Source organism: Corallococcus exercitus (assembly GCF_042231735.1).
In the GTDB taxonomy this organism is placed as follows: domain Bacteria; phylum Myxococcota; class Myxococcia; order Myxococcales; family Myxococcaceae; genus Corallococcus; species Corallococcus exercitus_B.
The window spans coordinates 9,192,401-9,215,677 of sequence record NZ_CP102577.1 but is presented as its reverse complement, the minus strand read 5'-3'; the positions used below and the strand labels follow the sequence as shown (position 1 = coordinate 9,215,677).

Below are 23,277 nucleotides of genomic sequence, written 5' to 3'. Positions count from 1 at the left end.
CGGCCGTCTCCCCTACCCGAACGCCTCTGACACCATGACGCAGCCTGGGACATTCCGCCTTGCCCTTGGGGCCCTGGCGCTCGCGGCGCTCCTGCCGCTGACGGCGTCGGCGCAGGCCTTCTCGGGTGGACGGCCTCCGGGCGGCAACGGCCTGAAGGTGGGCAACGGGCGGCTGCACCCGACGCTGGACCTGGAGACGCGGCTGGACAGCGGCGTGGGCTACTTCCGCGCCGAGGGCACGGGCCCCCTGTCGCCGGACCTCTCCGGAGAGCTGGCGCTGCACATCCGCCCCGGGCTGCTGCTGGACGTGCCGTCCCCGAAGCTGGCCGTCGCGCTGCGCGCCAACCTGGACTACGTGGCCTACACGGGCCTCATCACCGCGGGCTCCGGGGCGGCGTCGCACCTGGAGGGCGCGGCGGACCTGGCGCTGCTCTTCAACCAGGAGAGCACGCTGTCCGTGGAGGTCGGCGACGAGCTGACGCGCTCGGACCGCACGCGCACGGTGGCGCTGGGCGCGGGCGTGCTCAGCCTCTTCAACGAGGCGCGCGTCAAGGCGCAGTGGAAGCCCGGTGGCGGCGCGCTGGAAGTGACGCCGTCCGTCGCGTACGCGATGGAGTTCTTCGAGCCCCTGGGCGGCATGGCCCCCGTGGGCTGCACCGACGCCGCGTGTGATCCGCTCGCCGCCAGCCAGTTCAACTACGGCAACCTGCGGCTGGGCGCGGAGGGCCGCTGGCGCTTCCTGCCCAAGACGGCCGTCGTCGTGGACACGGGCCTGGAGTACCGGGGCTACTTCAACGACACCACCACGCCCAGCGCGGCGCTGCTGCACGCCATGGCGGGAGTCTCCGGCCTGGTGTCGCCGCGCATCACCCTGACGGCGAAGGCGGGCTGGAGCCAGAACCTGGGCTCGGGCGGCGGCGGCACCGTGGTGGCGCAGGCCGAGGGCACGTACCTGTGGGGCCCGTCGCTCACCGTGAAGGGCGGCTACCTGCGCGCCTTCGAACCGGTGGCCGCCTACGGCACCTTCCGCGACGACCGCGTCTACGCGGAAGCGCGCTCCGTGATGGGCAGCCGGCTCGCGCTGCACGCGATGGGCGCGCTGGACTTCCTCTCCTTCGCGGGCGGCCGGAGCGACACGCTGGTGACGCTGGACCTGGGCCCCGAGTATCAAATCCGCCCGTGGCTCGTGGGCGCGGTGGGCTACATGCTGGGCACCCGCTCGTCGTCGCTGAGCGCCGCCGGCCTCAACTACACCCGCCACGAAGGCTACGCGCGGGTGTCCGTCTCCTACTGAGGCTCGCGCCCATGCGTTCCTCGCGGCTCACCGTCCTCCTCCCGGCCCTTCTCCCGGCCCTCCTTGCGCTCCTCTGCGCGTGCCACGCGGACACGCGTCCGGCGCCCCCTCCGCCCACGCCCGCCGCGTCCACGGAGGCCGCGGCGACGTCCGGCGGCAACCTGGGCCCCGGGGACGTGGTGGAGGTGCGCGTCTTCCAGGAGCCCGAGCACTCCGGCACCTGGCGCGTGTCGCCGGAAGGCACCATCGACTATCCGCTGTGCGGCAAGGTGGAGCTGTCCGGCCGCACCGCCAGCGCCGCGGCGGACGCGCTGCGGGACTGCCTGGCCCGCTACCTGCGCCGCCCGCAGGTGTCCGTGCTGGTGCGGGAGTACAACTCGCAGAAGATCTTCGTCTTCGGCGAGGTGCAGAAGCCCGGCACCTTCCCCGTCACCGGCGAGATGTCCATCATCCAGGCGATTACCCTGGCCGGTGGCTTCACCAAGCTCGCGGCGAAGAACAACACGCTCGTCACGCGGGTCATAGACGGGCAGGAGCGCAAGATTCGCGTGCCCGTGGAGGACATCGGCGTGGGCCGGGAGCGCAACTTCCTGCTCCAGGCCGGCGACATCGTCTTCGTGCCGGAGAGCTTCTTCTAGTCGCGCGGCGTCCAGCCGATTTCGTCCAGGAAGCGCTTCGCCTGGGTCATGAGCTGGGGCGCCAGGTTCGCGCCGCTCGCCAGCACGTCGCCCTTGAGCACGTCGAAGGGCCGCCCGTCGATGTGCACGATGACGCCCCCGGCCTCCGCCACCAGCAGCCCGCCCGCGGCGATGTCCCAGGGCTTGAGGCCGAACTCGAAGTAGCCGTCGAAGCGGCCGGCCGCGACGTACGCCAGGTCCAGCGCGGCGCTGCCGGTGCGGCGCATGCCCTGCGCCAGCAGGATGAGCTGGGAGAAGAGGCCCACGGGCAGGTCCGGGCGCTCGCGCACGTCGTAGGGGAAGCCCGTGCACAACAGCGCCCGCTCCAGCGTGTCCGTGGGGCTGGCCTTCAGGGGCACGCCGTTGAGCGTGGCGCCCTGCCCCTTCGCGGCGGAGAAGAGCTCGTCGCGCATGGGGTCATAGACGGCGCCCGCCACGGTGCCCTGCGGCCCCTCCACCGCCACGCTCACGCAGAAGTGCGGCACCTGGTGCGAGTAGTTGGTGGTGCCGTCCAGCGGATCCACGATCCACCGGAGCGTGTCGGTGCCCTGCGTGGCCCCGCTCTCCTCCGCGAGGATGGCGTGCCGCGGGTGACGCTGGCGCAGGAAGTCCAGCAGCGCGGCCTCCGACGCGCGGTCCGCGTCGGTGACCAGGTCGATGCCGCCCTTGAACTCGATGGTGCGGTGCTGGGGGAAGCGCTCACGGAGGATGCGGCCGGCCATGCGCGCGCCCTCCTCCGCGGTGCGGCGCAGCGCGGCGGGCGTTTCCGGGTCGTGGGCCATGGGTGCGTTTTCCTCGTGGGAGGTCAGGAGGCGGGCTCGGCGAGCAGCTGCTCGATCTCCGTCTGGAACTGCTGGAGGAACTCCTCGGCGAAGCCCTCGTGCACGTGCCGGATGACGCCCTTGCGGTCAATCAGGAAGGTGGTGGGCATCAGCCGCACCTTCAGCAGGCGCTCGGACACCAGCGCGTTGGCGTCCAGGAGGATGGGCACCTCCACCTTCGCCTCCTCCAGGAAGGTCGGGATGGCGCGCACGTCCTCGTCCACGTTGAGCGCGTAGGCCTTGAAGCCGCGCTTGCCGTATTCCTTCTGCAGCTGCGCGTACATGGGCAGCGCGTCCTTGCAGGGCTCGCACCACGTGGCCCAGACGTCCAGGAGGACGACCTGTCCCCGGTCGCTCTTGAGGTCATACGGGGTGTTGTCCGGGTAGTGCTTCACCTGGAAGGACAGCGGCTGGCCCGAGGCCCGGCCCGACGACTCCAGGGCGGAGCTGCTGGAGCGCGGACCGTCACCGGTCCGGTCCGTGAGCGGAGGCAGCGACGAAGGCGACGACGAGGCACAGCCCATGGCGAGTGCCAGGGCGCCCAGCACGGGCAGGAACGGACGGCGCATGGCTCAGGTCCCCTTCCCCGCCCGGGCCTTCAGGGCGGTGAGCAGCTTTTCGATGAAGCCCCCGAAGGCGCCGTTGCTCATGACGAGCAGCACGTCGCCGGCCTTCGCCTCGGAAGCGACGCGGTCCACCAGCGTCTGCACGTCGGTGGCGCCGTCCGCGGCGATGCCCTGGCCCTTGAGCGCTTCGATGAGCTTGGGGACGTTGAGCTCCTCGCCCTCGGGCACCTTGTCGTGGCGCTCGGGCACCTTGAGGCTGGCGCGCGCGGCGCCGGGGAAGGCGTGCGCGTAGTCCTCCTGGTGGATGTTGCGGCGGCTGGTGTTGGAGCGCGGCTCGAAGATGGCCCACAGGCGCCGGTCCGGGTAGCGGTGGTGGATGGCGGCGATGGTCTCGCGCACGGCGGTGGGGTGGTGCGCGAAGTCGTCCACCACGAGCACGCCCTCGATCTCCGCGCGCACCTCCTGCCGGCGCTTCACGCCCTGGAAGGTGGACAGACCCTGCTGGATTTCAGCGAAGGTGAGGTCCAGGCCACGCGCGGCGGCGATGACCGCGAGCGCGTTCTCCACGTTGTGCGCGCCGGACATCGGCAGCGTCACGGTGCCCAGGTCCTGGCCCTTCTCCATCACGTTGAAGCGGGCGCCCTCCGGGCCGAAGGAGAGGTTCCTGGGCGTGTAGTCCGCGTCCGCGCCCTCCTTGGCCACGTAGGTGACGACGGGCGCGGTGCCGCCTCGCGCGATGCGCACGGCGTTGGGGTACGCGGCGCAGACCACGAGCTGGCCGTCCTTGGGCACCAGGCGCACGAACTTCTCGAACGTGGCCTCGTAGTGGGGCAGGTCGCGGAAGATGTCCGCGTGGTCGAACTCCACGCTCGTCACGATGGCGGTGCGCGGGCGGTAGTGGAGGAACTTGGAGCCCTTGTCCCAGTAGGCGGTGTCGTACTCGTCGCCTTCCACGACGAAGTGCGGGCCCTTCCCCACGCGGTAGTTGCCCGCGTAGTTCTGGGTGACGCCGCCCACGAGGAAGGACGGGTCCTTGCCCGCGGCCACCAGCACGTGGGCCATGAGCGAGGACGTCGTCGTCTTGCCGTGCGTGCCGGCCACGACGACGGAGTGCGAGCGGTCCAGGAAGAGCGAGCCCAGCGCCGCGGGGAAGGACATCTGCTTGAGGCCCCGCTCGCGCACGGCGGTGGCCTCCGGGTTCACCCGGCGGATGACGTTGCCGATGATGACCAGGTCCGGCTTCGCCGCGTCCAGGTTGGCGGGCGAGTACGGGCTGCTGGCGGGGATGCCCCAGGTGCGGAGCATGTCGCTCATGGGCGGGTAGACGTTCTCGTCGCTGCCGGTGACGTCGTAGCCGGCGGCCTTGAGCATGCCGGCGAAGGAGCCCATGCCGGTGCCGGCCACGCCCACCAGGTGGATGCGGCGCACGGACTTCGGGTCGAGAGTGTCGAGGACGTTGCCGTTGTCGTCAGCCATGCTGCGGTTTCCTCAGGGGAGGACGTGGAGGTCGAGCGCCTCCACGACGAGCTCGTGGAAGGCGGGGCGGAAGTCGCGGATGCGCAGGTCCTGACGGCCCTGGGCCACGCGGTTGGTGATGAGCGCGACGACGAGCGACCGCCTCAGGTCCACCCAGAGGCTGGTGCCGGTGAAGCCCAGGTGGCCCACCGCGCCCGGAGGCGTGTCGCCGATGAAGCGGCCCGCGCTGGAGTGGCCCTTCGACGGCGAGTCGAAGCCCATGGAGCGCGTGCTGCCCGCCACCAGCGGATCCGTGGCGAGCGCGCGGTGCCACAGCGGGCCCGGAGCAATCGCGGCATGCGTGCCCGCGGCGCCCTCGAGCACGGCCTGGCCGAAGCGGGCCACGTCCACGGCGGTGCCGAAGAGGCCCGCGTGTCCGGCGACGCCGTCCAACACCCAGGCGTTGTCGTCGTCCACTTCACCGGGACGGGACGGCTGGGACGGCACGTCCTTCCACAGCGACTCCTGACCGGGCGCGGGCTCGCGGGGGCGCATGGCGCCGGTGCGCGCGGTGGCGCCGTCGACGGGGAAGTCGGTGAGGCGGTGGAAGCGGGCCTTCAGGTCCAGCGGCTCCGCGATGTGGCGGTGGAAGAGCACGTCCAGCGGCGCGCCGCCGGCCCGGGCGAGGATGTCGCCCAGGAGGATGAAGCCCACGTCGCTGTACGCGGTCTTCGTGCGCACGGGCGCATCCAGCGGCGTGGCGGCGGCGGCGTGCAGCACCTCTGCGTGGACCTGGGCGCGGAGGGTCGCGGGGCAGGCCGCGTCGAGCAGCTCCGGGTGGGCCTTGAGGGCCTCCGCGAAGAACGGGACGAAGGGGGGCAGTCCGGAGCGGTGGTAGAGCAGGTCCGCGACGGTGACGCCCGCGTCGCCCGCGGGCGAGCCGGGGAAGTAGCGGGACACGAGCGTGTCCGGGCCCACCTTGCCCTCGGTCCACAGGCGCAGGAAGAGCGCGGTGGTGGAGAGGACCTTGGTGAGGGACGCGAGGTCGAATCGCGTGTCGCCCGTCACGTTGCCGGCGACGCCGCCGAAGACCTGCATGCCCTTGTGGAGCACCACGGCCTGGGCGGCGGGGAAGATGCCCAGCTCCACGCCGTCATCCAGCACGGCCTGGAGGTTGGCGATGGGGTGCTGGCTCATCCGGGGCTCACCGCGCCTTCGAGGAACGTGAGGCGCGCGGCGTCCGCGTCCAGGCGCACGTGGGTGCCCAGGGCCACGGGGTAGTTGATGGCGCCATGGCCGATGGGGAAGCCCGCGGCGCAGGGCAGCTTCGCGTCCCGGGCCAGCTCGCGGAGCACGTCCGCGCTGGAGTAGTTCGCGTCCTTCTCCTCGCAGGCGGTGAAGTCACCCAGCACGATGCCGCGCACGCGGGAGAAGACCCCGGCGAGCCGCAGGTGGGTCCACATGCGGTCGAGGCGGTAGGGGCGCTCGGTGACGTCCTCCAGGAGGAGCACGGCGCCATCCAGCGGCGGCATGTACGGCGTGCCCAGGAGCCGGGAGAACACGGACAGGTTGCCGCCCACGAGGACGCCCTCGGCGGTGCCGGGGACGTAGGTGGCGTTGCCGGTGAGGGGCGGCGGGGCCTCCGGGGACTCGAGGAGGCGGAAGAGGTAGTCGTGGACCTGGGTGGACTGGCGGCCCAGCTGCGTGAGGACGGGCGCGTGGAAGGAGACGCGGCCCAGGGCCTGGAGCGCGCAGTGGATGGACGTCAGGTCGGAGAAGCCGGTGAAGGAGACGGGCCCGGCCTTGTCGAGCGGCAGCTCCGGCAGGAGGCGCGCGCTGCCATAGCCGCCCCGGGCGCAGAAGATGGCGCGGGAGGCCCGGTCGAGGAACGCCTGGGACAGCTCCTCCTGGCGGCGGACGTCATCCCCCGCGAGGTAGCGGTGCGACGCGCCGATGTCGGGGCGGACCACCGGGCTGTAGCGCTCGGAGAGGATGCGCAGACCCGCCTCGAAGGGGGCCTGTTCGAAGGGGCCCGCGGGGGCGACGACCTGCACCGTGTCGCGGGGACGGAGCGGAAGGGGCTTGAGCCAACGCACGCAGCGCTTCATAGCACCCGGTGCGGAGGGGACACGGTGATTCAGGGAGGCCGTGGCCCGAAGCGTTGAGTACCGCAGGACGGAGGAACGAGGCCCCGTGGAGCGCTCGTCCGCCTGGCCGTCATTGGAAACCTGTCCGACTGTCGGACAGGTTTGGAACCGGGCCGCCCTACCCCTCCGCGCTCCGCTCCAGCACCGCCGCGAAAAACCCATCCGTGCCGTGCCGGTGGGGGGTGACGAAGAGGAAGCCGTCCTGGAGGCACGCGTCCGGAAGCCAACCGGCGCCCGGGGTGACGGCCCGGAAGTCCGGGCGGGAGCGGAGGAAGTCCGAGACCACGTCCTGGTTCTCCGTGCGGTTGACGGTGCAGGTCGCGTAGACGACCCGGCCGCCCGGGCGCACCACGTTCCCGGCCCGGGCCAGGATGTCCCGCTGGACGGCGGTGTACCGGGAGAGCGAGTCCGGGGTGAGCCGGAAGCGGAGGTCCGGGCCCCGGCGCAGGGAGCCCAGCTCGGAACAAGGAACGTCCGCGAGGACACGGTCGGCGTTCAGGCCCGACGACGGGGGCGTCCGGAGCACCTGGACGCGGGTGAGCCCGGCGCGGGAGGCGCGTTGCTGGAGCCTGTCCAGCCGCTCCGCATCCGGGTCGTAGGCCAGCAGCCGGCCGGAGTCCTTCATGGCCGCGCCCAGTTGGAGCGTCTTGCCCCCTGCCCCGGCGCAGAGGTCCAGCACGCTCTCCCCAGGCCGGGCCTCCACGAGGAGCCCCAGGAGCTGGCTGCCCTCGTCCTGGACCTCGAACAGGCCCTCACGGAGCGACGGCAGGGCGTAGAGGTTGGGCCGGGGTCCGTCGACGTGAAGGGCCAGCGGGCTCCAGGAACCGGGACGGGTCGCGACTCCCTCGGAGGCAAGGCGCGCGGCCAGGGCCTCACGGGAGATTCGGGCAGGATTCACCCGGAGCGTGATGGGGCCCGGCACGTTGAGGTGGGCGCAGAAGTCCTCCGCCTGCGGTCCCAGCTCCCGGGCGAAGTGGTCCGCGAGCCAGTCCGGCAGCGAGGCCCGGAGTGCCAGCGACGGAGGCGGCTCCATGCGCAGCGGAACCGGAGCCGGAAGCCCCGCCCACGACGCGGCCTCCGGAGCGGGAACGCCGACGAGGCCATGCAGGAGCGCGAAGAGGAGCTGGGAAGGCGGTGCGTCAGGCGATCCCAGCAGGAACCCCAGTCGGCGGTGCCAGAGGCCCACGTTGAAGACGGCTTCCTTCAGGGCCTGACGCCCGTCGCGGGACAGGTCGCGGTGGGCCCGCAGGGTCCGGTCGAGGACGCGCTCGGCGGGGTCCCCTGAGAGGACGCGGGCAAGCGCGTCGGACACGACAGGGCTCAGCCCCTCCAGTGCGGACCAGGGCTGCGAGGTGAGGCGGGAGATCGGATCGAACAGGACAGTTGACAGGGCAGGCTCGGTTCTCTAGAAAGCGCCTCGTCACGGCAGCACACCGCCGCGACGGGACATATTCCCCGATAGCTCAGCTGGTAGAGCGGGTGACTGTTAATCACCATGTCCGTGGTTCGAGTCCACGTCGGGGAGCAAGATTCCTGAAAAAATCCGGGGCCTTGGACAACAGTCCAGGGCCCTTTTCTTTTGCCCTCCCCTCCCCGTGGGCAAAATTTGGGCAACCCCCCATGGGTTTTCCCCAGTAGAGGCGCTCATGGGGAAGGACGCGGCCAGCGAGGCGGGCAAGTGGTACGCGGAGACGTGGGACGGAGGGTACGTCCGCGTCGATGCGAAGGGCCGCAAGGTCTACGTCATCCGCCGGATGCTCAACGGGAAGACGTACAAGGTCAGCACCCGCGCGCACACCCTCCGCGCTGCGATGGAGCAGCTCAAGCGGTTCGAGGCCGATCCCGACGGGTACAGCCCGACGGGCGCTCCGCAGGAACAGCCCCTCTATCTGGACGCGGCGCTCGCCTCGGAGTTCCTCACCCACTCCCGCGACGTGGACAAGAACAGCGTGCGCTGGGTGAAGAAGCAGCAGCACTACCTCGCTTGGTGGGCGGACCAGCTCAGGGGAAGGAACCTGCGCAAGCTCACCCTCCTCGACGACATCCTGCCCGCGTTGGAGGGCCAGAAGGCCCGGGGCCACCGCATCGCGGTCCTCAAGCGCGTCTACAGCTACCTGCGTAAGGTGAAGCACGTCCTCACCGTAGCCGAGGACCCGACCTTCGGACGACTCTCCGTACCGCAGGCGAAACCCGAGCAGTGGAAGCGGGTGAAGGCGATCCCCCGGGAGCACTACCTTCTCGCCCGTGAGCATCTGGCCGGGCATTGGCGCGACGCCCTGGACATCCTCGCTGGCACGGGATGGCACGTCAGCGAGCTTCAGCGGTTCGCGGAGGATGGCCGCGTGGAGCCCTACCCGCGTCAGGGCGATGTCGAGGGTGTGGCCGGCGTGCTCGTGTGTCCCTCGCACAAGAACGGCGAGGAGCTGCGCACGGGCGCCTCGGCCGAGGTGGTGGACGCGGCGCGACGACTTCGTGAGCGCGGCAGCCTGTCCATCGAGAAGTTCGGCCTCGCGGTGAGGGCCGCGTCCAGGGCAGCGGGCATCCCGGAGTTCAGCCCCGGCCGCTTCCGACACTCGGTAGCGACGTGGGCCATCAACCAGGGCGCGGACCCCGCCACGGTCGCGGCGTTCCTCAACCACAAGAGTCCGCGGACGACGATGCGCTTCTACGCGACGCACGCCATCCCGAAGAAGATCCCCACGTTGCGGTAAGCGGCGGTTTCCCAACCCTTGAAGGGCCCCTTCAGGATGAAGCGGGTCAGCACGGTACGACCAGCGCTCACGGAGGCCTATTCAGGCCCCCTGGGAAGATGGGGCTCCAGGCGCAGGCCTATGAAGGGAATCCCGGTGAAAGGAACGGTCGCAGATGAAAACTTCGATGGCCGTCCCTGGAGTGGAGCCCTTCTCAGGAGCAGGCCCAGCGGGATGTTCCGTAGCAAGAAGAATTCTATAAGCTATGGAGAAACCCAGCTCGGGCGCGTTCTGGACACCTGGGCATTGAGGCCAGGACGGGGTGATGTCAGCCCCAGGGCCGATGATTCCGCCAAGGGACGAGGGGGAAGCGAATGGCTGTACCTAAGGCCGTCAGTGGTGCCGCACGACGACGTGCGCGGCCGATTCTCATCCGGCCCAAGGTGGCCATGTATGCCGCCTTCTCGCGCCTCAACTACAAGCCCTGGTACGCCCTGGCGGAGTTCGTCGACAACTCCATCCAGAGCTTCTTGGCGAACCGAGAGCGGCTGCGTTCGGGGGGCCGGAAGGCCCGGCTCACGGTGCGCATCCAAGTCGAGGAGGATCGCATCAAGGTTTCCGACGATGCGGCGGGCATCCGAGGCGAGGATTTTCCGCGCGCGTTCTCGCCGGCCCAGCGACCACCCGATGCCTCGGGGCTCTCCGAGTTCGGCCTCGGTATGAAGGCGGCGGCCTGCTGGTTCTCCAAATCCTGGAGTGTCACGACCTCTGCGCTGGGAGAGGACGTCCGGCGGACCATCCACTTCAACGTGCCCGAGATCGTGGCTAGCGGCACCGAGGAACTCGCCGTGGACGAGGAGCCCGAGAACGAGAGGGCGCACTACACGCACCTCGTCTTGGAGAACCTTCACATCAAGCCGAAAGGCCGCACCATCGGCAAAATCAAGTCCCACCTTGCGAGCATGTACCGAAGGTTCCTTGCCGACGGTGCGGTGACCATCCTCTATAACGACGAGCCCCTGTCCTATCAGCAGCCCGAAGTAATGCTGGCGCCCTGGTACCGGGAACCTGGGGGCCCGAAGAAGGAGTGGAAGAAGCCCATCGATATCCCACTAGAGGGTGGACGCCGGGTCCACGGCTGGGCCGCGCTGCGCTCAACCGCGAGCGTCTCTGAAGCTGGCTTCGCGGTCTTCCGGCGCGAGAGGCTCATCCAGGGCAGCCTTGATGGCGCCTACCGGCCCGAGCAGATCTTCCACAAGGGCAATCACTACGTGTTCCAGCGCCTCTTCGGCGAACTCCTGGTAGAGGGATTCGACGTCAGCCACACCAAGGACGGCCTGCAGTGGGACGAGTGGGAAGAGAGCATCCTTGAGGAACTCCGGGTGCAGCTTGATGCAGCCCCGCTCCCGCTTCTTCAGCAGGCAAAGGGGCACCGTGTCCGGGCCTCCGAGCGCGCTCTCGAAGAGGGCTGGGGGGAGAAGGCTGTCGAGGAGGCCGCCACCGTGGTGCAGCAGCACGTGGCCCCCATCGTCGCAGAGCAGCTTGCGGCCGAGCCTGAGGTCGATCCGGCTCCGTCGGAGCTTCCTGCGGCGGAACTCACCGCGCGGCAGGCTACGTCCTTCGACGTCGAGCACGCCCAGCGTGTCTGGCGCGTGGAGCTGCAGCTCGCGCGCGATGCGGGTGACCCTGACTGGTACAGCTTCAGCGTGAAGCCCTCTGTCACGCGAGGGCGGCCTACCCTGGTCACCATCCGGGTGAACCTTGCCCATCCGTTTAGCGAGCGCTACGGGCTCGGTGATCCGGACGACCTCCAGCCGCTGCTGCGTATGGCGGCGGGCCTTGCCATTGCCGAGCACACGTCGGTGGAGAGCGGCGCCCACGGCGTCCCGACGCTTCGAAGGAACTTCAACCAGCTACTCAAGGACGCGCTGAGCAAGCCTTAGCTGCAGCGCAAGGGAAAGGGGAGGCGGAGATATGGCGAAGAGCGACGCGGAAACGGTGACGGTGCTGCCGGCCCAGCCCTCGGGGGCCGCGCTGTGGACGCCCGAGGCGCGCGAGCACATGGAACAACTGAGCATCGTACTGACGCGCTCGGGCAAGCTGGACAGTCCGGAGAGCTTCCGTAAGGTGAAGACGGAGGCGGTTCGCATTCTGGAACAGTGCCTGCCACCCGCGCCCGTGCCCGGGCGGCGCACGGGTCTCGTCATTGGCTACGTGCAGAGCGGGAAGACGATGTCCATGACGTCCGTCGCCGCGCTCGCACGCGACAACGGGATCCGGCTCATCATTGTCTTCGCGGGTACGAAGAAGAATCTGGTGGCGCAGTCGAAGAGCCGCTTCGAGCGCGAGCTGCGGGGCGACAGCGACTCAATGCGCTGGAAGATGTGGGCGAACCCAACCCAGCGCGGCCACGGCGATGACTTCGCCAACCTAGTGGCCGAGTGGCGCGACCGGCGCATCCCAGAAGATGACCAGCGAGGCCTGTTCATCACGGTGATGAAGCAGCACCAACATCTGGAGCGGCTCAGCGAGCTGCTAAGTGCGGTGGACCTCGCTGGAGTGACGGCGCTAGTGTTCGATGACGAGGCGGACCAAGCTGGCCTCAACACGCAACCAGACGAGGATGAGGCGAGTACCACCTACCGCCGCATCCAGCGCGTGCGCGAGTTGCTCCCCCGGCACACGTATCTCCAGTACACCGCCACACCCCAGGCGCCACTGCTCATCAGTATCGCGGACATGCTGTCGCCGGACTTCTCCGAGGTCCTCCGGCCGGGCAAGGGCTATACTGGAGGCAGGGCCTTCTTCGTGGACCGAAGTGACCTCGTTCGCCCCATCCCTGTGGACGAGACTCCCGATGTGGTCGCGGAGTCGGTCGGCCCCCCGCAGAGCCTGCTTGAGGCGCTCCGAATCTTCTTCCTGGGGGTGGCGGCCGCACATGTCGAGCGCGACCGAAACGCGCTCCGCTCGATGCTTATCCACCCCTCAATCCGCCAGTCCTCTCACAGTCAGTACAAACGCTGGGTGGACTTGGTGAAGCAGCGCTGGCGCGCGCTGTTGGAGCCGAGGGAGGGCTCCGACCCTGAGCGAGATGCGGAGCTGCGGGCCTTCAAGATGGCCTATGACAGCCTCAAGCGGAGCGTAGGCGAGCTGCCGTCGTTCCAAGACCTGCAGGCGCGCCTCTGGACTCTGATCGGCCGCACCATCGTCACCGAGGTGAACACCGAAACAGGGGACGAGGTTGATTGGAGCCGCGAGGTGTCCCACATCCTCGTGGGAGGGGCCAAGCTGGAGCGTGGGTTCACGGTAGAGGGGCTGACGGTGACGTACATGCCGCGCGGGCCCGGCAACAGGAACGTGGACGTCATCCAGCAGCGCGCCCGCTTCTTCGGCTACAAGGAGCGCTACCTCGGCTACTGCCGGGTCTACCTGCCTGGGGACATGGCCGAGGCGTACCGCTACTACGTGAGGCACGAGGAGCACATCCGCGAGCAGGTCCGAGCCTTCCGGGGGCGGCCGCTCCAAGAATGGCGGCGCGCCTTCTACCTCAACCGCAACTACAGGCCGACTCGATCGAACGTGTTGAGCGATCCATACCACTTCGTGACGGGCCAGGGTGGCAAGTGGTTCAAGCAGGCAACACCTCACTTCTCTGCATCCGCCGTCGAGCGCAACCGCGCGCTGGTAGACGGGTTCCTGTCGGGCCTTAGGCCTGAGGCGTGGAATCGTTACGAGAGGGTGAAAGTCGCCACTGCAGTGCCTCTGCGAACCGTGATGGAGCAGTTCCTCACCGAGTATGCGTTCCTCGGTGCGCGCGACAGCGTGCAGGGCTACGGCGTCATTACCCAGCTCATGGACCACTTGGAGTCCTCGCCCGATGCGAGCTGCAGCGTGTTCCTCATGAACAGCGAGCGAGATCGAAAGCGCGCCACGCGCGGTGACGGGGACGACAGCATCGAGCTGCACCAAGGACGCGGCTCCTCGGGGGAGGAAACGGGCTACCCCGGCGATGAAAAGGTTTACGACTCGGACGCGATCAGCCTGCAGGTCCATTGGCTACGGGTGGAGCCGCGCGGGGGCCAGCCCATGGAGCACGTGCCGGGACTCGCAATCAGGCTGCCCTCGTCGATGACAGGGATGGACCTGCTCGTGCAAGAGCAGGGCGACACCGACAGTCGCTAGGGTCGCCATTCCTATGCACGACCTCGTCCAGCTCTACGAGCAGCTGCCTGCCCCAGTCCCCGCCGAGGAGGGCGCTGCGTTGAGCCTGTCCGCGCTCCCCGTGCCGGGCTGGAATTCGTACCGCGTTAGCCTCTCCGCAGACGGGGCCCCTGGCCTTCTCGTGGCGACCCAATCCGGGCCGGTGAGCGGCATCGCTGCGCTGGAACTCAAGAACCTCTCCTTTCGCCCTCGCGTGCGCTGCCGCGTGTCCACTCCATCCCGCGTCGGCGCGGAGGAGGGGGAGTTCGCTCTCATCCGTTGTAAGGGGCCCGACGAGGAGCTGCGCAGGCTGTTCCTGCACATCGCGGGCGGTTGGCTGCCCGCGCTAGGGCCTACCCCCACCCTCGACGCGCTCGCCGATGCGGTGGATGAACTTTCGGAACTCTTCGCCGCGCTCTCAAGGCCGGCCCGAAGCAGCGTGCAGGGGTTGTGGGCTGAACTCCTCCTCATCGCGTCCAGCCCCGCCCCTAAGCTCCTCGCCCTTGCTTGGCACTCACAGCCGCGCGAGCTGCACGACTTCTGCGCCGGAGGGCAGCGCATGGAGGTGAAGAGCACCCTGGGCCCGCTTCGCGAGCACACGTTCTCTTTGAATCAGCTCCAGGTGAGTGCGGACGTCACCCTCGTCGTCGCTTCCGTGAAGATGGAGGAGCACCCCGAGGGGCTAAGTGTTGAGGACCTTGTGGGCGCCGCGTCCGCGCGGGTACCCGCTGTCCTTGAGCATCGAGCGCGGCTGGAGCAGGTCGTGGCGCTCAGCTTGGGCCGCGACTGGCGTGAGGCAGCCAGGGTGCGCTTCCGCCTACAGGAGTCCAGCAAGTCGGTGGCGTATTTTAGAGGAGCGGACGTTCCCTCCATTACCTCGCAGCTCCCGGCGGAAGTCAGCGACGTCCGTTTTCGCTCTGACCTGAGCGGCGAGGAGCCCCTCGCCCACGCGGAGCTCCATCAGGCAGGTGGGCTTCTCGCGGCGCTTGCTCCAGCCGATAGGGTGTGGGTATCAGCCATGGAGATGCATCTTGTCTCCAGCCAAGCACACCCACGTTCATGAAGCCACGCAGCGTCATCAGTCTCTTCACCGGAGCCGGCGGCCTCGATTACGGCTTGGAGGCCGCAGGGTTCACTACACGTGTGGCCGTTGAACTCGACGCCGACTGCTGCGAGACGCTCAAACAGAACCGCCCTGAGTGGAGGGTCCTCGACACCAGCATCTTTGAGCTAACGCCGGAAGACGTCCTCAAGGTAGGGCGACTGAAGGCCGAGGAAGTGGACCTCCTCGTTGGAGGGCCGCCGTGCCAGCCGTTCTCAAAGGCCGGGTTCTGGGTGAACGGCGACGCGCCGCGCCTCGCGGACGCTCGCGCAGACACTCTTAACGCGTTCATGGACATGGTTGAGGGGACGCTCCCCCGGGTGGTGCTACTGGAGAACGTGCAGGGGCTGGCGTACCGGGGCCGAGACGAGGGCCTCCAACTGGTGCTCAACCGCCTCGACAAGCTGAACAGGCAGGCCGGGACAAAGTACAAGGCGGTGTACCGCACCCTCGACGCGGCGGCATATGGCGTGCCACAACACCGGACACGGTTCATCCTCGTTGCGGCTCGCGATGGCAGCGAGTTTCAGTTCCCCAACGAGACCCATGCGGCGCCAGAGGAGGCTGAAGGGCTCAAGCTGAAGCCCTACACGACGGCGTACGACGCCCTCGGGGACGCCGAGCCCGCGAACGCCGAGGAACTCGCGCCCAAGGGGAAGTGGGCTGGGCTGCTGCCCTCTATCCCAGAAGGGTTCAACTATCTCTGGCACACCGAGAGGGGGGGCAAGGGGGCACTGCCGCTGTTTGGCTGGCGGACACGCTACTGGACGTTCCTCCTCAAGCTCGCCAAGGGCCGACCGTCCTGGACGATCCCTGCCCAGCCCGGACCGGCAGCTGGCCCATTCCACTGGAAGAGTCGGCGCTTGTCGGTCGAGGAGATGTGCCGTCTTCAGACCTTCCCGAGAGGCATCACCATCGTGGGTGGGCGTACCTCGGCCCAGCGACAGGTGGGCAACGCCGTGCCCTCGCTTCTGGCAGAGGTTCTCGGGCGCGCCATCCGTGAGCAGCTCCTAGGCGATGACCCTGTGCAAGGGCGTCTTAAGCTTCTACCGAGGCGCCGCACCCCGGTTCCTCCCCCCGAGCCCGTCCAAGAGGTGCCGGAGCCGTTCAGAGCAGGGGCTGGCAGGCACGCTGCTCACCCAGGAACTGGAAAGGGGCCTAGGGCACTGCTGCGAGAGAGCGCCCCAGCTCTCGTTGCGGGCAGAGCGCCTCAAGAGGGCAGCGACCGCAACGTGAAATCGCGCGGCACACGTCCTAGCTTGGCGCGCGCATCGTGACGCGCAGACCGTCTCGATTGGCTCGATGGGCGCTGAGCTTCATGGCCCGCAGTCAGGGGTGCTGGTGCGCTGAGTAGGCAGGCGACTACCTGAGGCCGTGACGGATGCACGGCCGGCGGTTACTCGGAACCCATGGTCGCACGCCGGCAGCCAGTCCGAACCCCCACCTTCGGTGGCGAGCGGATGCCCCCGGCTCCACCCGCGTCGACACCCGAAGCACGGCGCCGGCTACAGGAACTTCCACGAAAGGACACGGTGCCCGAGTTGGCACTGCGGTCGGCGCTCCATAGGCTGGGTCTACGCTTTCGGGTCAACATAGCGCCCATTCCAGGGCGGCGGCGGGCGGACGTGGTGTTCCGGAGAGCACAGGTGGCGGTTTACGTCGATGGGTGCTTTTGGCACGGTTGCCCAACACACCTGCGGGTTCCCCGTACGAACCGGGAGTTCTGGGAGGCGAAGTTCGCCTACAACCGGCGGCGGGACGCGGATACGGATCGCCAGCTCGCGCGAGCCGGTTGGAGGTCGGTGCGCGTCTGGGAGCACGAGTCCCCGGACCAGGCGGCCCTGAAGGTTCTCGCCCTACTCACGAGTATTGCGAAACGCTGAGCGAGGAGCCCTTTCCAGGCGAAGAATCCTGGTGGGGGCGTGCGGCCAGATGCTGGCGGAACCTAGTGCACCTCGCGGTCAAAGGCCGCCCTACGCACCGGAAAGTTTCCTTTTCCTGGAGGGATAAGAACTGCGGAGGAGGCTTCGTCCCCGTACCTGTCGCTGTGCGGGTGAAGCGTACTCAGTCTGGCGGGAAGGGGGGTGAACGCCATGCCGAGCACCGCGAGGAAGCTGCTGGCCTCGACACTCACCCGGAGAATGATGGCGGCCATCCTGTTCGCATTGGCCGAGCATCTTCGGGACCAGGTGAGGCACGGGCATTAGTGCCCGGGGAGAGAACCCGCTGCGGACGAAGCGGGGCTCCTCCTGCCTTTGGAGAAAGTCGCATCGTCGAGGTGCGACCACGCCACTCACCCCAGGAGGAAACTGCACGATGCCCAAGGCCATCAGCTTGTCCGCCGAGCTGGCCGAGGTGAGGTGTGCCATCGAGGGGGCTCGATTCATCGCGGATGCACTGGCCACGCACTCGCTGGACAGCCGAGAACAGGAGCTGCAAGCGCCCGTCTCCATCACAGCCATCCTCGTGCTGGCTGAACTCCGGCTCCAGAAGGTGGAACGGGTGCTGCGGGGGGAAGAGGATCCGCTGCACCTATCTGGCCCGCACAACACCACCACTGTTGGAAACCAAGAGGGAGACGGGCAGGACGTGGTGCTCCAGCCGTGGAACCAAGCCGAAGAAAAGAAGAAGACTCCAGCCCGGAAGAAGACGGAGCGGTCCGGGCCAAGGAAGCGGCGTAGGCAAGCTCTCCCACCGCAGCCAGGACCGCCAGTCCAACCCGAGAACGGCGGCGAGCGACCGCCTGCTGACGAGACACCGAGTTGAGACGTACTCCACCGACAGCGAAGGCCGCGCAGGGGGGTGGACAGGGCCCCGTGCACCCGAGCTGGTGCCGGCGTCCTGTTCTTACCTCTCGGGGGAAGAACAGGGCCACGCGGGACGACGCGCCAGGGCGGTTGCGAAGGTGACCGGGAGTTCAGCCGCTGCCCACCGAGAAACGGAAGTCCTCCAGGGTGCATCACCTCTCGTGCGCGAAAAAGAGGCACGGCTCACACAGGGGAATCCAGCCTCGACGACCACATGGGGGAAGGACCGGCGGCTGATGGCCCCTGGTGACCCCCTAAAAAAACTACGCCAGCAAATATGGCCTGAGCCTCCGGTGTTGCCCCTCTGAGAGGAGGAGCACCATGGCTCGGACGACAGCTCGCCCCGTGGCCACCCGTGAGGTGAAGGTCGACAGCGCGCGGAGGCGCTGTGAGGCGTGCGGGACGCGGACGCGAGCGGATTGGCGCTCGCGTCGCTGTGTGACGACGCTGGCGGGGTGCGTGGGGCTCTCGGTGCAGGTGCGGGTATGCCACCGGGAGGAGTGCTTGCTGAAGGGAGTGCCACTCAGGGCAGAGGGTGAGGGCCGCTGGGTACTGCCCGAGCACGAGTTCGGCTTGGACGTCTTGGCCTTCATCGGAGCCCAGCGCTACCGGGAGCACCGCAGCGTGTCGGAGATTCACGCACTGCTGCGCCAGAAGGGCGTCGCCGTCTCCGAGCGCACCTGCACCAACCTGCTCGACCGGTACGATGAACTCGTCAGCCTCCAGTTGCTGGATGCGGGACGCCTGCAGGCGACGCTCAAGCGCCAGGGCCGGGCGGTGCTTGCCATTGACGGCCTCGCTCCAGACGTAGGGCATGAGGTGCTTTGGGTGGTGCGCGAATGCCTCTCGGGGCAGGTGCTGCTGGCGCGTCCCTTGCTGGCTGGCGGGGAGCAGGAACTCGTGCCGCTGCTGGAGGAAGTGAAGCGTGCACTGGGCCGGGTGCCCATCGTCGGCGTGGTGTCGGATGGGCAGCGAAGCATTCGCAATGCCGTGGCGCATGCATTGCCCGGGGTGCCGCACCAGCTATGCCATTTCCATTACCTGCGGGAGGCGGCCCGGCCGCTCTACGAGGTGGACCGGCATGCGAAGAAGGAGTTGAAGAAGCGCGTGCGAGAGGTGCGCAAAGTGGAGCGGGCCGTGGAAGGCCGTGACGACGCGAGCGCCCGCGCCACGCGCGCCTACGCGGCAGCCGTCAGGAGCGCGCTCACCGACGACCACCGCCCGCCCCTCAACCCCTCCGGACTGCTGCTGCGCCGACGCCTGGGCGCCATTGAGAAGAGCCTGGAGCGGGTGGAAAAAGGGGGGCCTGCGTCCCGGAGTTGAGCCGCCTGCGGGCGGTGCTGCGCAAAGCACGCCGCGCCACCGACTCCATGTGGCCCGCCCTCGCACGCGCCTACCGGTGGGTCGAGCGCACCGCGGCCATCCTCCAGAATGAGCCCGAATTGGATGCCGCGGGTGTGCGCCGCAGGCTGTCGGCTCTGCTGGCCGCCCTGGTGCGCTGGACGCGCCGCCGCCACCGGGGCGTCCTGCGCCAGGCCCTGGCCCATTTCCTCCTGGAAACGCGCCGCTACTGGAAGGGCCTCTTCCACTGCTACGACGTAGCGCAACTGCCGCGCACCGATAATGCCTTGGAGCACCTCTTCGGCACCTGCCGTTACCATGAGCGGCGAGCCTCGGGCCGGGTTCGCGGCAGCGCGGGCCTCGTCGTGCGCGGTGCAGTCCGGCTGCCGGCCATCGCCGCCGCCCAACTGCTGCCTGAACTCGACGGCGCCCACCTGGCGCCTGGGGACCTCGACGACTGGCGGCAGCTCCGTGCTCAACTCGAAGCCCGGCGCGTCCCCCGCATCATGGGCCGACGCTTTCGCTCCGACCCGGACGCCTACCTCCGAGGCATTGAAGAGGAACTCAGGCCATATTTGCTGGCGTAGAAAAAAATTTGAGGCCACCCCACCCTGGGGGATTGGAAGAAGACTGGAGCCTCTCCAGATGGCCTTGAGGCAAGGGAACCTCTCTCCCCCTTGAGGTGGGGGGCTTACCCGCATTCGTTAGCCCTACCACTAGGCGAGGACAGAGAGTTTGCTGAAAAGTGCGTCGGAGCGAACCCGAGAGCTGCCACACCAGCACTGTTGCAACCGGACTTCTACTTCACGAGCCGCAACCTCACCCTCAATGTCTGCGTCTCGGACGGGTTCTCCGGCTTCGTGTTCGCCAACTCGGCGCGGAGCTGGTGGAAGATGGAGAGCTGCCGCTGCATGGTGCCTTCCAGGGTCCGGCGGGCCTTCTCCAGCTTCCTCAGGTCCGCGTCTTCCAGCAGCAGAATTTCAGCGGCGAGCCGTTCACGCAGCGCTCCGAGGACGGCCTCCTCTTCGGCCAGCTTCATTGAGAGGGCGCCGTTCACCACCCGGGCCATGTTACCCAGGTTTTCGTAGATGGCCGGGGGAATGCGCTCCGTCTCCTCGTTCTCCTGGGCCAACTTGAGTGCGGAGGCCAGCGGCTCCACCACAGCCATCGGCAGGCCCGGCATCTCGCGCAGCACGCTCACGGTCCTCTCCACTCCCGCGAGGAAGGCGCTCGTCCGCTCCACGTCCTTCGGCGGAGAGGGGACGGCGTCTACGGCATCGACCAAGCCCGTCATCATCGCCAGCGCCACGCGGGTGTTGTCGTAGGTCTTGAACTCGTCCGTCTTCTCCAGTTCCTCCTCCAGCCGGGCCCACATCCGGCCGTTCTCCACTCGGCTCAACCGTTCTAGCTTCCCACTGGTGTCTGCGAGCTGCGCGACGCTGGCGGCCTCGGGAATGGTGGTTGGAGCCAGGGCGGCAAACCATGAGTCCAGGAATGTCTCGTACGCCGCCGCGTCTTCACCGGGGAGCAGAAGGTTCGCAGCGAAGAAGCCATACCGGGTGGAGTTGAGCGAGGCGCGGGACTTCCCCTCTTCGGTTTTCGGGCCACGGCTCTTGCTCCCGTTGAGTGCGCTGGCGGCAGCCTGTCGGGCAGAGCGGGCGGTGGAGGGCATACGAGGATTGTCCCGCCGGGCCAGTTCGTGTGGGAAGAGCTACCTCTTGAGCTGGGAAGTGGAGGACGAGGGACTTCTTCACGGCCTTCGTCTTCTTCATCCTCACCAGCTCGCCGTCTTCTTCGTCACTCCGTCTTCTCCCGAGGGCCGACTCGCGGAAGACGCCGGTAGTCGCGCCAGCGAGAAAGAGCCAGGTCCACCGAGGGCCGCTTCTTCATCTTCTTCACCACGCCCACGGGAATCTCCAGCTCGGCGGCCACAGCCTCATCCGGCTGATCGAGCATCCGGTGCTTCACCAGGGCGCGGACGAGCGCGGCCTCGGCGGGAGTGCATCCCCGTCTCTCCGCCCTCTTGCCCAGGCCCAGCTTGATGTCGCTTCCTCGGCGCTGGGTGTTCACCCTCGGGATGGGCTGGCCGCTGTCGAGATGGTCCACCTCTTCCACGAGGTGCGGGAGGGCCATTTTCAACTTCTTCTCGGCCTCGCGGAATTCACCCTCTCCGTTCGGCGGTCGGGGTGAGGGAGAAGACGAGGGCCGGGAGAGCGTCCCTCTCTTCAAGAGCCGCATCAGCTCCGAGAGAGTCGGCTCACGCACCGGGCCGGGAGCATGGGGACGATACAGCCCGCTGTAGTCCTCCGTCTCCCGGGGCGAGAACTTCTGGCGCTCCTCGCGGTGACGTTTCGCATGGGCGGCGCGAGTGAGCAGCTCCAGGTTGTGGATGCGGGCATTGAGCAGCTGATGGTCGCGGTGGTGCACCACATGGCCATCGGGAATGGGGCCCCGGTACCACTCGAAGACCAGCAGGTGCAGCGGTTTGAAGGGAGTGACGTTGTTGCCCTGCACCTTGAAGGCCCAGGGGTAACCAAGGTCCACCGTTGGATCGACCCACCAGACAAGACCCATCTCCTCGGAGAGGAAGTAGGCAACTCGGGCATCAACAATGATGCCGTCAGGAGAGACGAAGGGCTTCACTCGGGGGTAGGGACGGGGAGTGGCTCTGAAGGGTAAGAAGCAGGTTCTCACGGGCATCCTCGAACAGCGGCTCACCAGGGCTTGCTCTGGCGTGCTGTCGGTAGAGGACGGACGCGCAGCGGACGTCAGCACCGGCACTCGAATACACGGTGAGCAAGCCCTGACTGGATAACCAGCAGGGTTCCCACCAGGAGCGCCGAGTACACGCACCCCAGTGGGTGTCTCCGCGAGGAGGTCAAAAGGGCCAAGCACCCAACCCGCCTATCAGTGACCGCGTCCACCAACATGCCGGACTCTTCAGGCCCAGCTCACGCCCAGCACCAGCCCGGTCCCCTTGCCGCCCAAGATGACTTCGTGCCCGCGCAGTCCAACGCGGCCCACGCATGGGGGACCCAGGGCCACGCCCGCCGTGACGTGGCGGCGACGTTGTCCATGCCCTTCTTCGACCGTCACGAGCGAGAGCTGCCCGGCCTTGATCACGCGGAGGTCGCCGCATCAGAACTCCATGACTTTCACGGGGGAGCACAGCCCGGCCTCTGACTTCGAGTGTCCCGCGCCCATTGGCCAATCGAGGCCGCACCAGCTCGGGGTTCACTCCGTTCCCTCCGATTCCGCGCCCATTGGCCAATCGAGGCCGCACCGGCGTTGCTCGGCTAAGGCGGAGGGTGACGGCTTCCGTCAGAGCACGCCCAAGCATAACGCCACACCCAAGGTGTGCACAGCGAGATTTGCGGAGGCGCCAGCGCCGTGCAGCCTTTCCGTTCCGAGGTCAAGCAGGCGGTCAGTGGCCCCATGCAATTCCGACACTCGTGTCCCACCTTTTAATGACGCGAGGGTGGTCCCATGGACGAGAAGAAGGACAACTTGGCCGCTTCCCAGGGGGCAGCGGCGGACAACCCGCCTGGCACGTCGTCCCCTGCTGGTGCACAGCCCCCCAAACGTCAGCGGTGGGGGAATGCCTGCGCGCCTCCCCCGCTCCCTCCGCCGGCCTACCTTCGCCAGTCACCTCCCATGCTGCCTGTCAGGCCTGAGGGCTGGGTGTGTCGGCGCTGCTGCGCCTTCTTCCCGAACTGGACGTACCGGCCTCCAACGGAGAAGGAGCTGGACGACCCCTGCGCCGAATGCCGCAAGACCATAGACGCCGAGGAACGTGCGGTGGAGGTGAACCGTCTGCTGCTGGCGAGACTCAGCGCGGGCTCGGGTGTCCTGGCCCTGCCGGTCCCCACCGTGGTTCCAACTCCAGCCCGGCGGCAGCGCAAGACCGGCGCCGAGCTTCTGTCCAAGAAGGAGGCTGCGCGCCGCCTGGGGGTGGACCGGGCGACGACGCTAGAGCAGCTCATCGCCTCGGGGCACATCAAGACAGTGCCGTTCAACGGCCGGCTCCGCATCCCCCTGGCCGAGGTCGAGCGCGTCCTGAATGAGGGCATCCCGTCCATGGATACCGCGCGTCCCAAGGCTCGCCGTCCCGTGAAGACGGTTACCTCGCCCGGGTCCGAGTCCCCAGGGGCGGCGATCCGCAACATGAAGTTCTGAC

The 23,277-nt window shown here is 68.2% G+C and carries 19 protein-coding genes and 1 tRNA gene; 12 read left to right on the top strand and 8 right to left on the bottom strand.

Translation table 11 applies throughout. The annotated features are described in order from the left end of the window. Positions 1 to 34: 34 nt before the first annotated feature. A complete protein-coding gene (locus NR792_RS37135) occupies positions 35 to 1,294 on the top strand; it encodes a hypothetical protein (protein ID WP_375757438.1) in 1,260 nt (419 codons plus the stop codon). A gap of 11 nt (positions 1,295 to 1,305) precedes the next feature. Beyond that, on the top strand, positions 1,306 to 1,932 hold the full coding sequence (locus NR792_RS37130; protein ID WP_375757437.1) for a polysaccharide biosynthesis/export family protein: 627 nt from the start codon (positions 1,306 to 1,308) through the stop codon (positions 1,930 to 1,932). Here the strand turns inward: NR792_RS37130 and NR792_RS37125 are convergent. From NR792_RS37125 to NR792_RS37100, 6 genes are all read right to left on the bottom strand, one after another. Then, the gene (locus NR792_RS37125; RefSeq protein WP_375757436.1) at positions 1,929 to 2,753 is read right to left on the bottom strand and encodes an inositol monophosphatase family protein; all 825 of its coding nucleotides are present in this window, start codon (positions 2,751 to 2,753) and stop codon (positions 1,929 to 1,931) included. The two genes, NR792_RS37130 and NR792_RS37125, sit on opposite strands and share 4 nt — an antisense overlap. A gap of 23 nt (positions 2,754 to 2,776) precedes the next feature. Next, a complete protein-coding gene (locus NR792_RS37120; RefSeq protein ID WP_375757435.1) occupies positions 2,777 to 3,361 on the bottom strand; it encodes a TlpA family protein disulfide reductase in 585 nt (194 codons plus the stop codon). 3 nt (positions 3,362 to 3,364) lie between these two features. After that, positions 3,365 to 4,834, bottom strand: coding sequence for a UDP-N-acetylmuramate:L-alanyl-gamma-D-glutamyl-meso-diaminopimelate ligase (mpl, locus tag NR792_RS37115; protein ID WP_375757434.1), 1,470 nt, complete (start codon positions 4,832 to 4,834; stop codon positions 3,365 to 3,367). Positions 4,835 to 4,846: 12 nt separating this feature from the next. After that, positions 4,847 to 6,010 carry a serine hydrolase domain-containing protein gene (locus tag NR792_RS37110; RefSeq protein ID WP_375757433.1) on the bottom strand — a complete coding sequence of 388 codons (1,164 nt, stop codon included), beginning with the start codon at positions 6,008 to 6,010 and terminating at the stop codon, positions 4,847 to 4,849. Continuing rightward, positions 6,007 to 6,921 carry an LD-carboxypeptidase gene (locus NR792_RS37105; protein WP_375757432.1) on the bottom strand — a complete coding sequence of 305 codons (915 nt, stop codon included), beginning with the start codon at positions 6,919 to 6,921 and terminating at the stop codon, positions 6,007 to 6,009. Before NR792_RS37105 ends, NR792_RS37110 begins: the two co-directional genes overlap by 4 nt. A gap of 157 nt (positions 6,922 to 7,078) precedes the next feature. After that, positions 7,079 to 8,272 carry an RsmB/NOP family class I SAM-dependent RNA methyltransferase gene (locus tag NR792_RS37100; RefSeq protein ID WP_375757431.1) on the bottom strand — a complete coding sequence of 398 codons (1,194 nt, stop codon included), beginning with the start codon at positions 8,270 to 8,272 and terminating at the stop codon, positions 7,079 to 7,081. A gap of 140 nt (positions 8,273 to 8,412) precedes the next feature. Between NR792_RS37100 and NR792_RS37095 the strand changes: the two genes are divergently transcribed. The 9 genes from NR792_RS37095 to NR792_RS37055 all read left to right on the top strand — a co-directional run bounded on the left by NR792_RS37095 (position 8,413) and on the right by NR792_RS37055 (position 19,687). Continuing rightward, a tRNA-Asn gene (locus tag NR792_RS37095) sits at positions 8,413 to 8,485 on the top strand. 121 nt (positions 8,486 to 8,606) lie between these two features. After that, the gene (locus NR792_RS37090) at positions 8,607 to 9,671 is read left to right on the top strand and encodes a tyrosine-type recombinase/integrase (RefSeq protein WP_375757430.1); all 1,065 of its coding nucleotides are present in this window, start codon (positions 8,607 to 8,609) and stop codon (positions 9,669 to 9,671) included. 428 nt (positions 9,672 to 10,099) lie between these two features. Further along, positions 10,100 to 11,593 (top strand): ATP-binding protein, encoded by a 1,494-nt coding sequence (locus NR792_RS37085; protein ID WP_375757429.1) that lies wholly within the window; start codon positions 10,100 to 10,102, stop codon positions 11,591 to 11,593. Positions 11,594 to 11,624: 31 nt separating this feature from the next. Next, positions 11,625 to 13,832, top strand: coding sequence for a Z1 domain-containing protein (locus NR792_RS37080; protein WP_375757428.1), 2,208 nt, complete (start codon positions 11,625 to 11,627; stop codon positions 13,830 to 13,832). Positions 13,833 to 13,845: 13 nt separating this feature from the next. Further along, on the top strand, positions 13,846 to 14,913 hold the full coding sequence (locus NR792_RS37075) for a PD-(D/E)XK motif protein (RefSeq protein ID WP_375757427.1): 1,068 nt from the start codon (positions 13,846 to 13,848) through the stop codon (positions 14,911 to 14,913). Further along, positions 14,910 to 16,229 carry a DNA cytosine methyltransferase gene (locus NR792_RS37070; protein ID WP_375757426.1) on the top strand — a complete coding sequence of 440 codons (1,320 nt, stop codon included), beginning with the start codon at positions 14,910 to 14,912 and terminating at the stop codon, positions 16,227 to 16,229. Before NR792_RS37075 ends, NR792_RS37070 begins: the two co-directional genes overlap by 4 nt. Positions 16,230 to 16,361: 132 nt before the next feature. Further along, complete coding sequence (locus NR792_RS37065; RefSeq protein WP_375757425.1) at positions 16,362 to 16,835, top strand: very short patch repair endonuclease; 474 nt, start codon at positions 16,362 to 16,364, stop codon at positions 16,833 to 16,835. Between the two features lie 433 nt (positions 16,836 to 17,268). Next, positions 17,269 to 17,718 (top strand): hypothetical protein, encoded by a 450-nt coding sequence (locus NR792_RS37060; RefSeq protein ID WP_375757424.1) that lies wholly within the window; start codon positions 17,269 to 17,271, stop codon positions 17,716 to 17,718. A 401-nt stretch (positions 17,719 to 18,119) separates the two neighbouring features. After that, positions 18,120 to 19,687 (top strand): transposase gene (locus NR792_RS37055; protein ID WP_375761754.1). Its coding sequence is split into 2 segments (ribosomal slippage): positions 18,120 to 19,077 and positions 19,077 to 19,687, totalling 1,569 coding nucleotides; the frame shifts between segments, so codons are not numbered across the junction. A gap of 212 nt (positions 19,688 to 19,899) precedes the next feature. On the opposite strand, the gene NR792_RS37050 is transcribed toward NR792_RS37055, so the two are convergent. Both NR792_RS37050 and NR792_RS37045 read right to left on the bottom strand, forming a co-directional pair. Then, entirely contained in the window at positions 19,900 to 20,772 is an 873-nt protein-coding gene (locus NR792_RS37050; RefSeq protein WP_375757423.1) for a hypothetical protein, read from the bottom strand. Between the two features lie 125 nt (positions 20,773 to 20,897). Further along, positions 20,898 to 21,743 (bottom strand): HNH endonuclease signature motif containing protein, encoded by an 846-nt coding sequence (locus tag NR792_RS37045; protein WP_375757422.1) that lies wholly within the window; start codon positions 21,741 to 21,743, stop codon positions 20,898 to 20,900. A 1,011-nt stretch (positions 21,744 to 22,754) separates the two neighbouring features. Between NR792_RS37045 and NR792_RS37040 the strand changes: the two genes are divergently transcribed. Beyond that, complete coding sequence (locus tag NR792_RS37040) at positions 22,755 to 23,276, top strand: helix-turn-helix domain-containing protein (protein ID WP_375757421.1); 522 nt, start codon at positions 22,755 to 22,757, stop codon at positions 23,274 to 23,276. Position 23,277 lies beyond the last annotated feature (1 nt).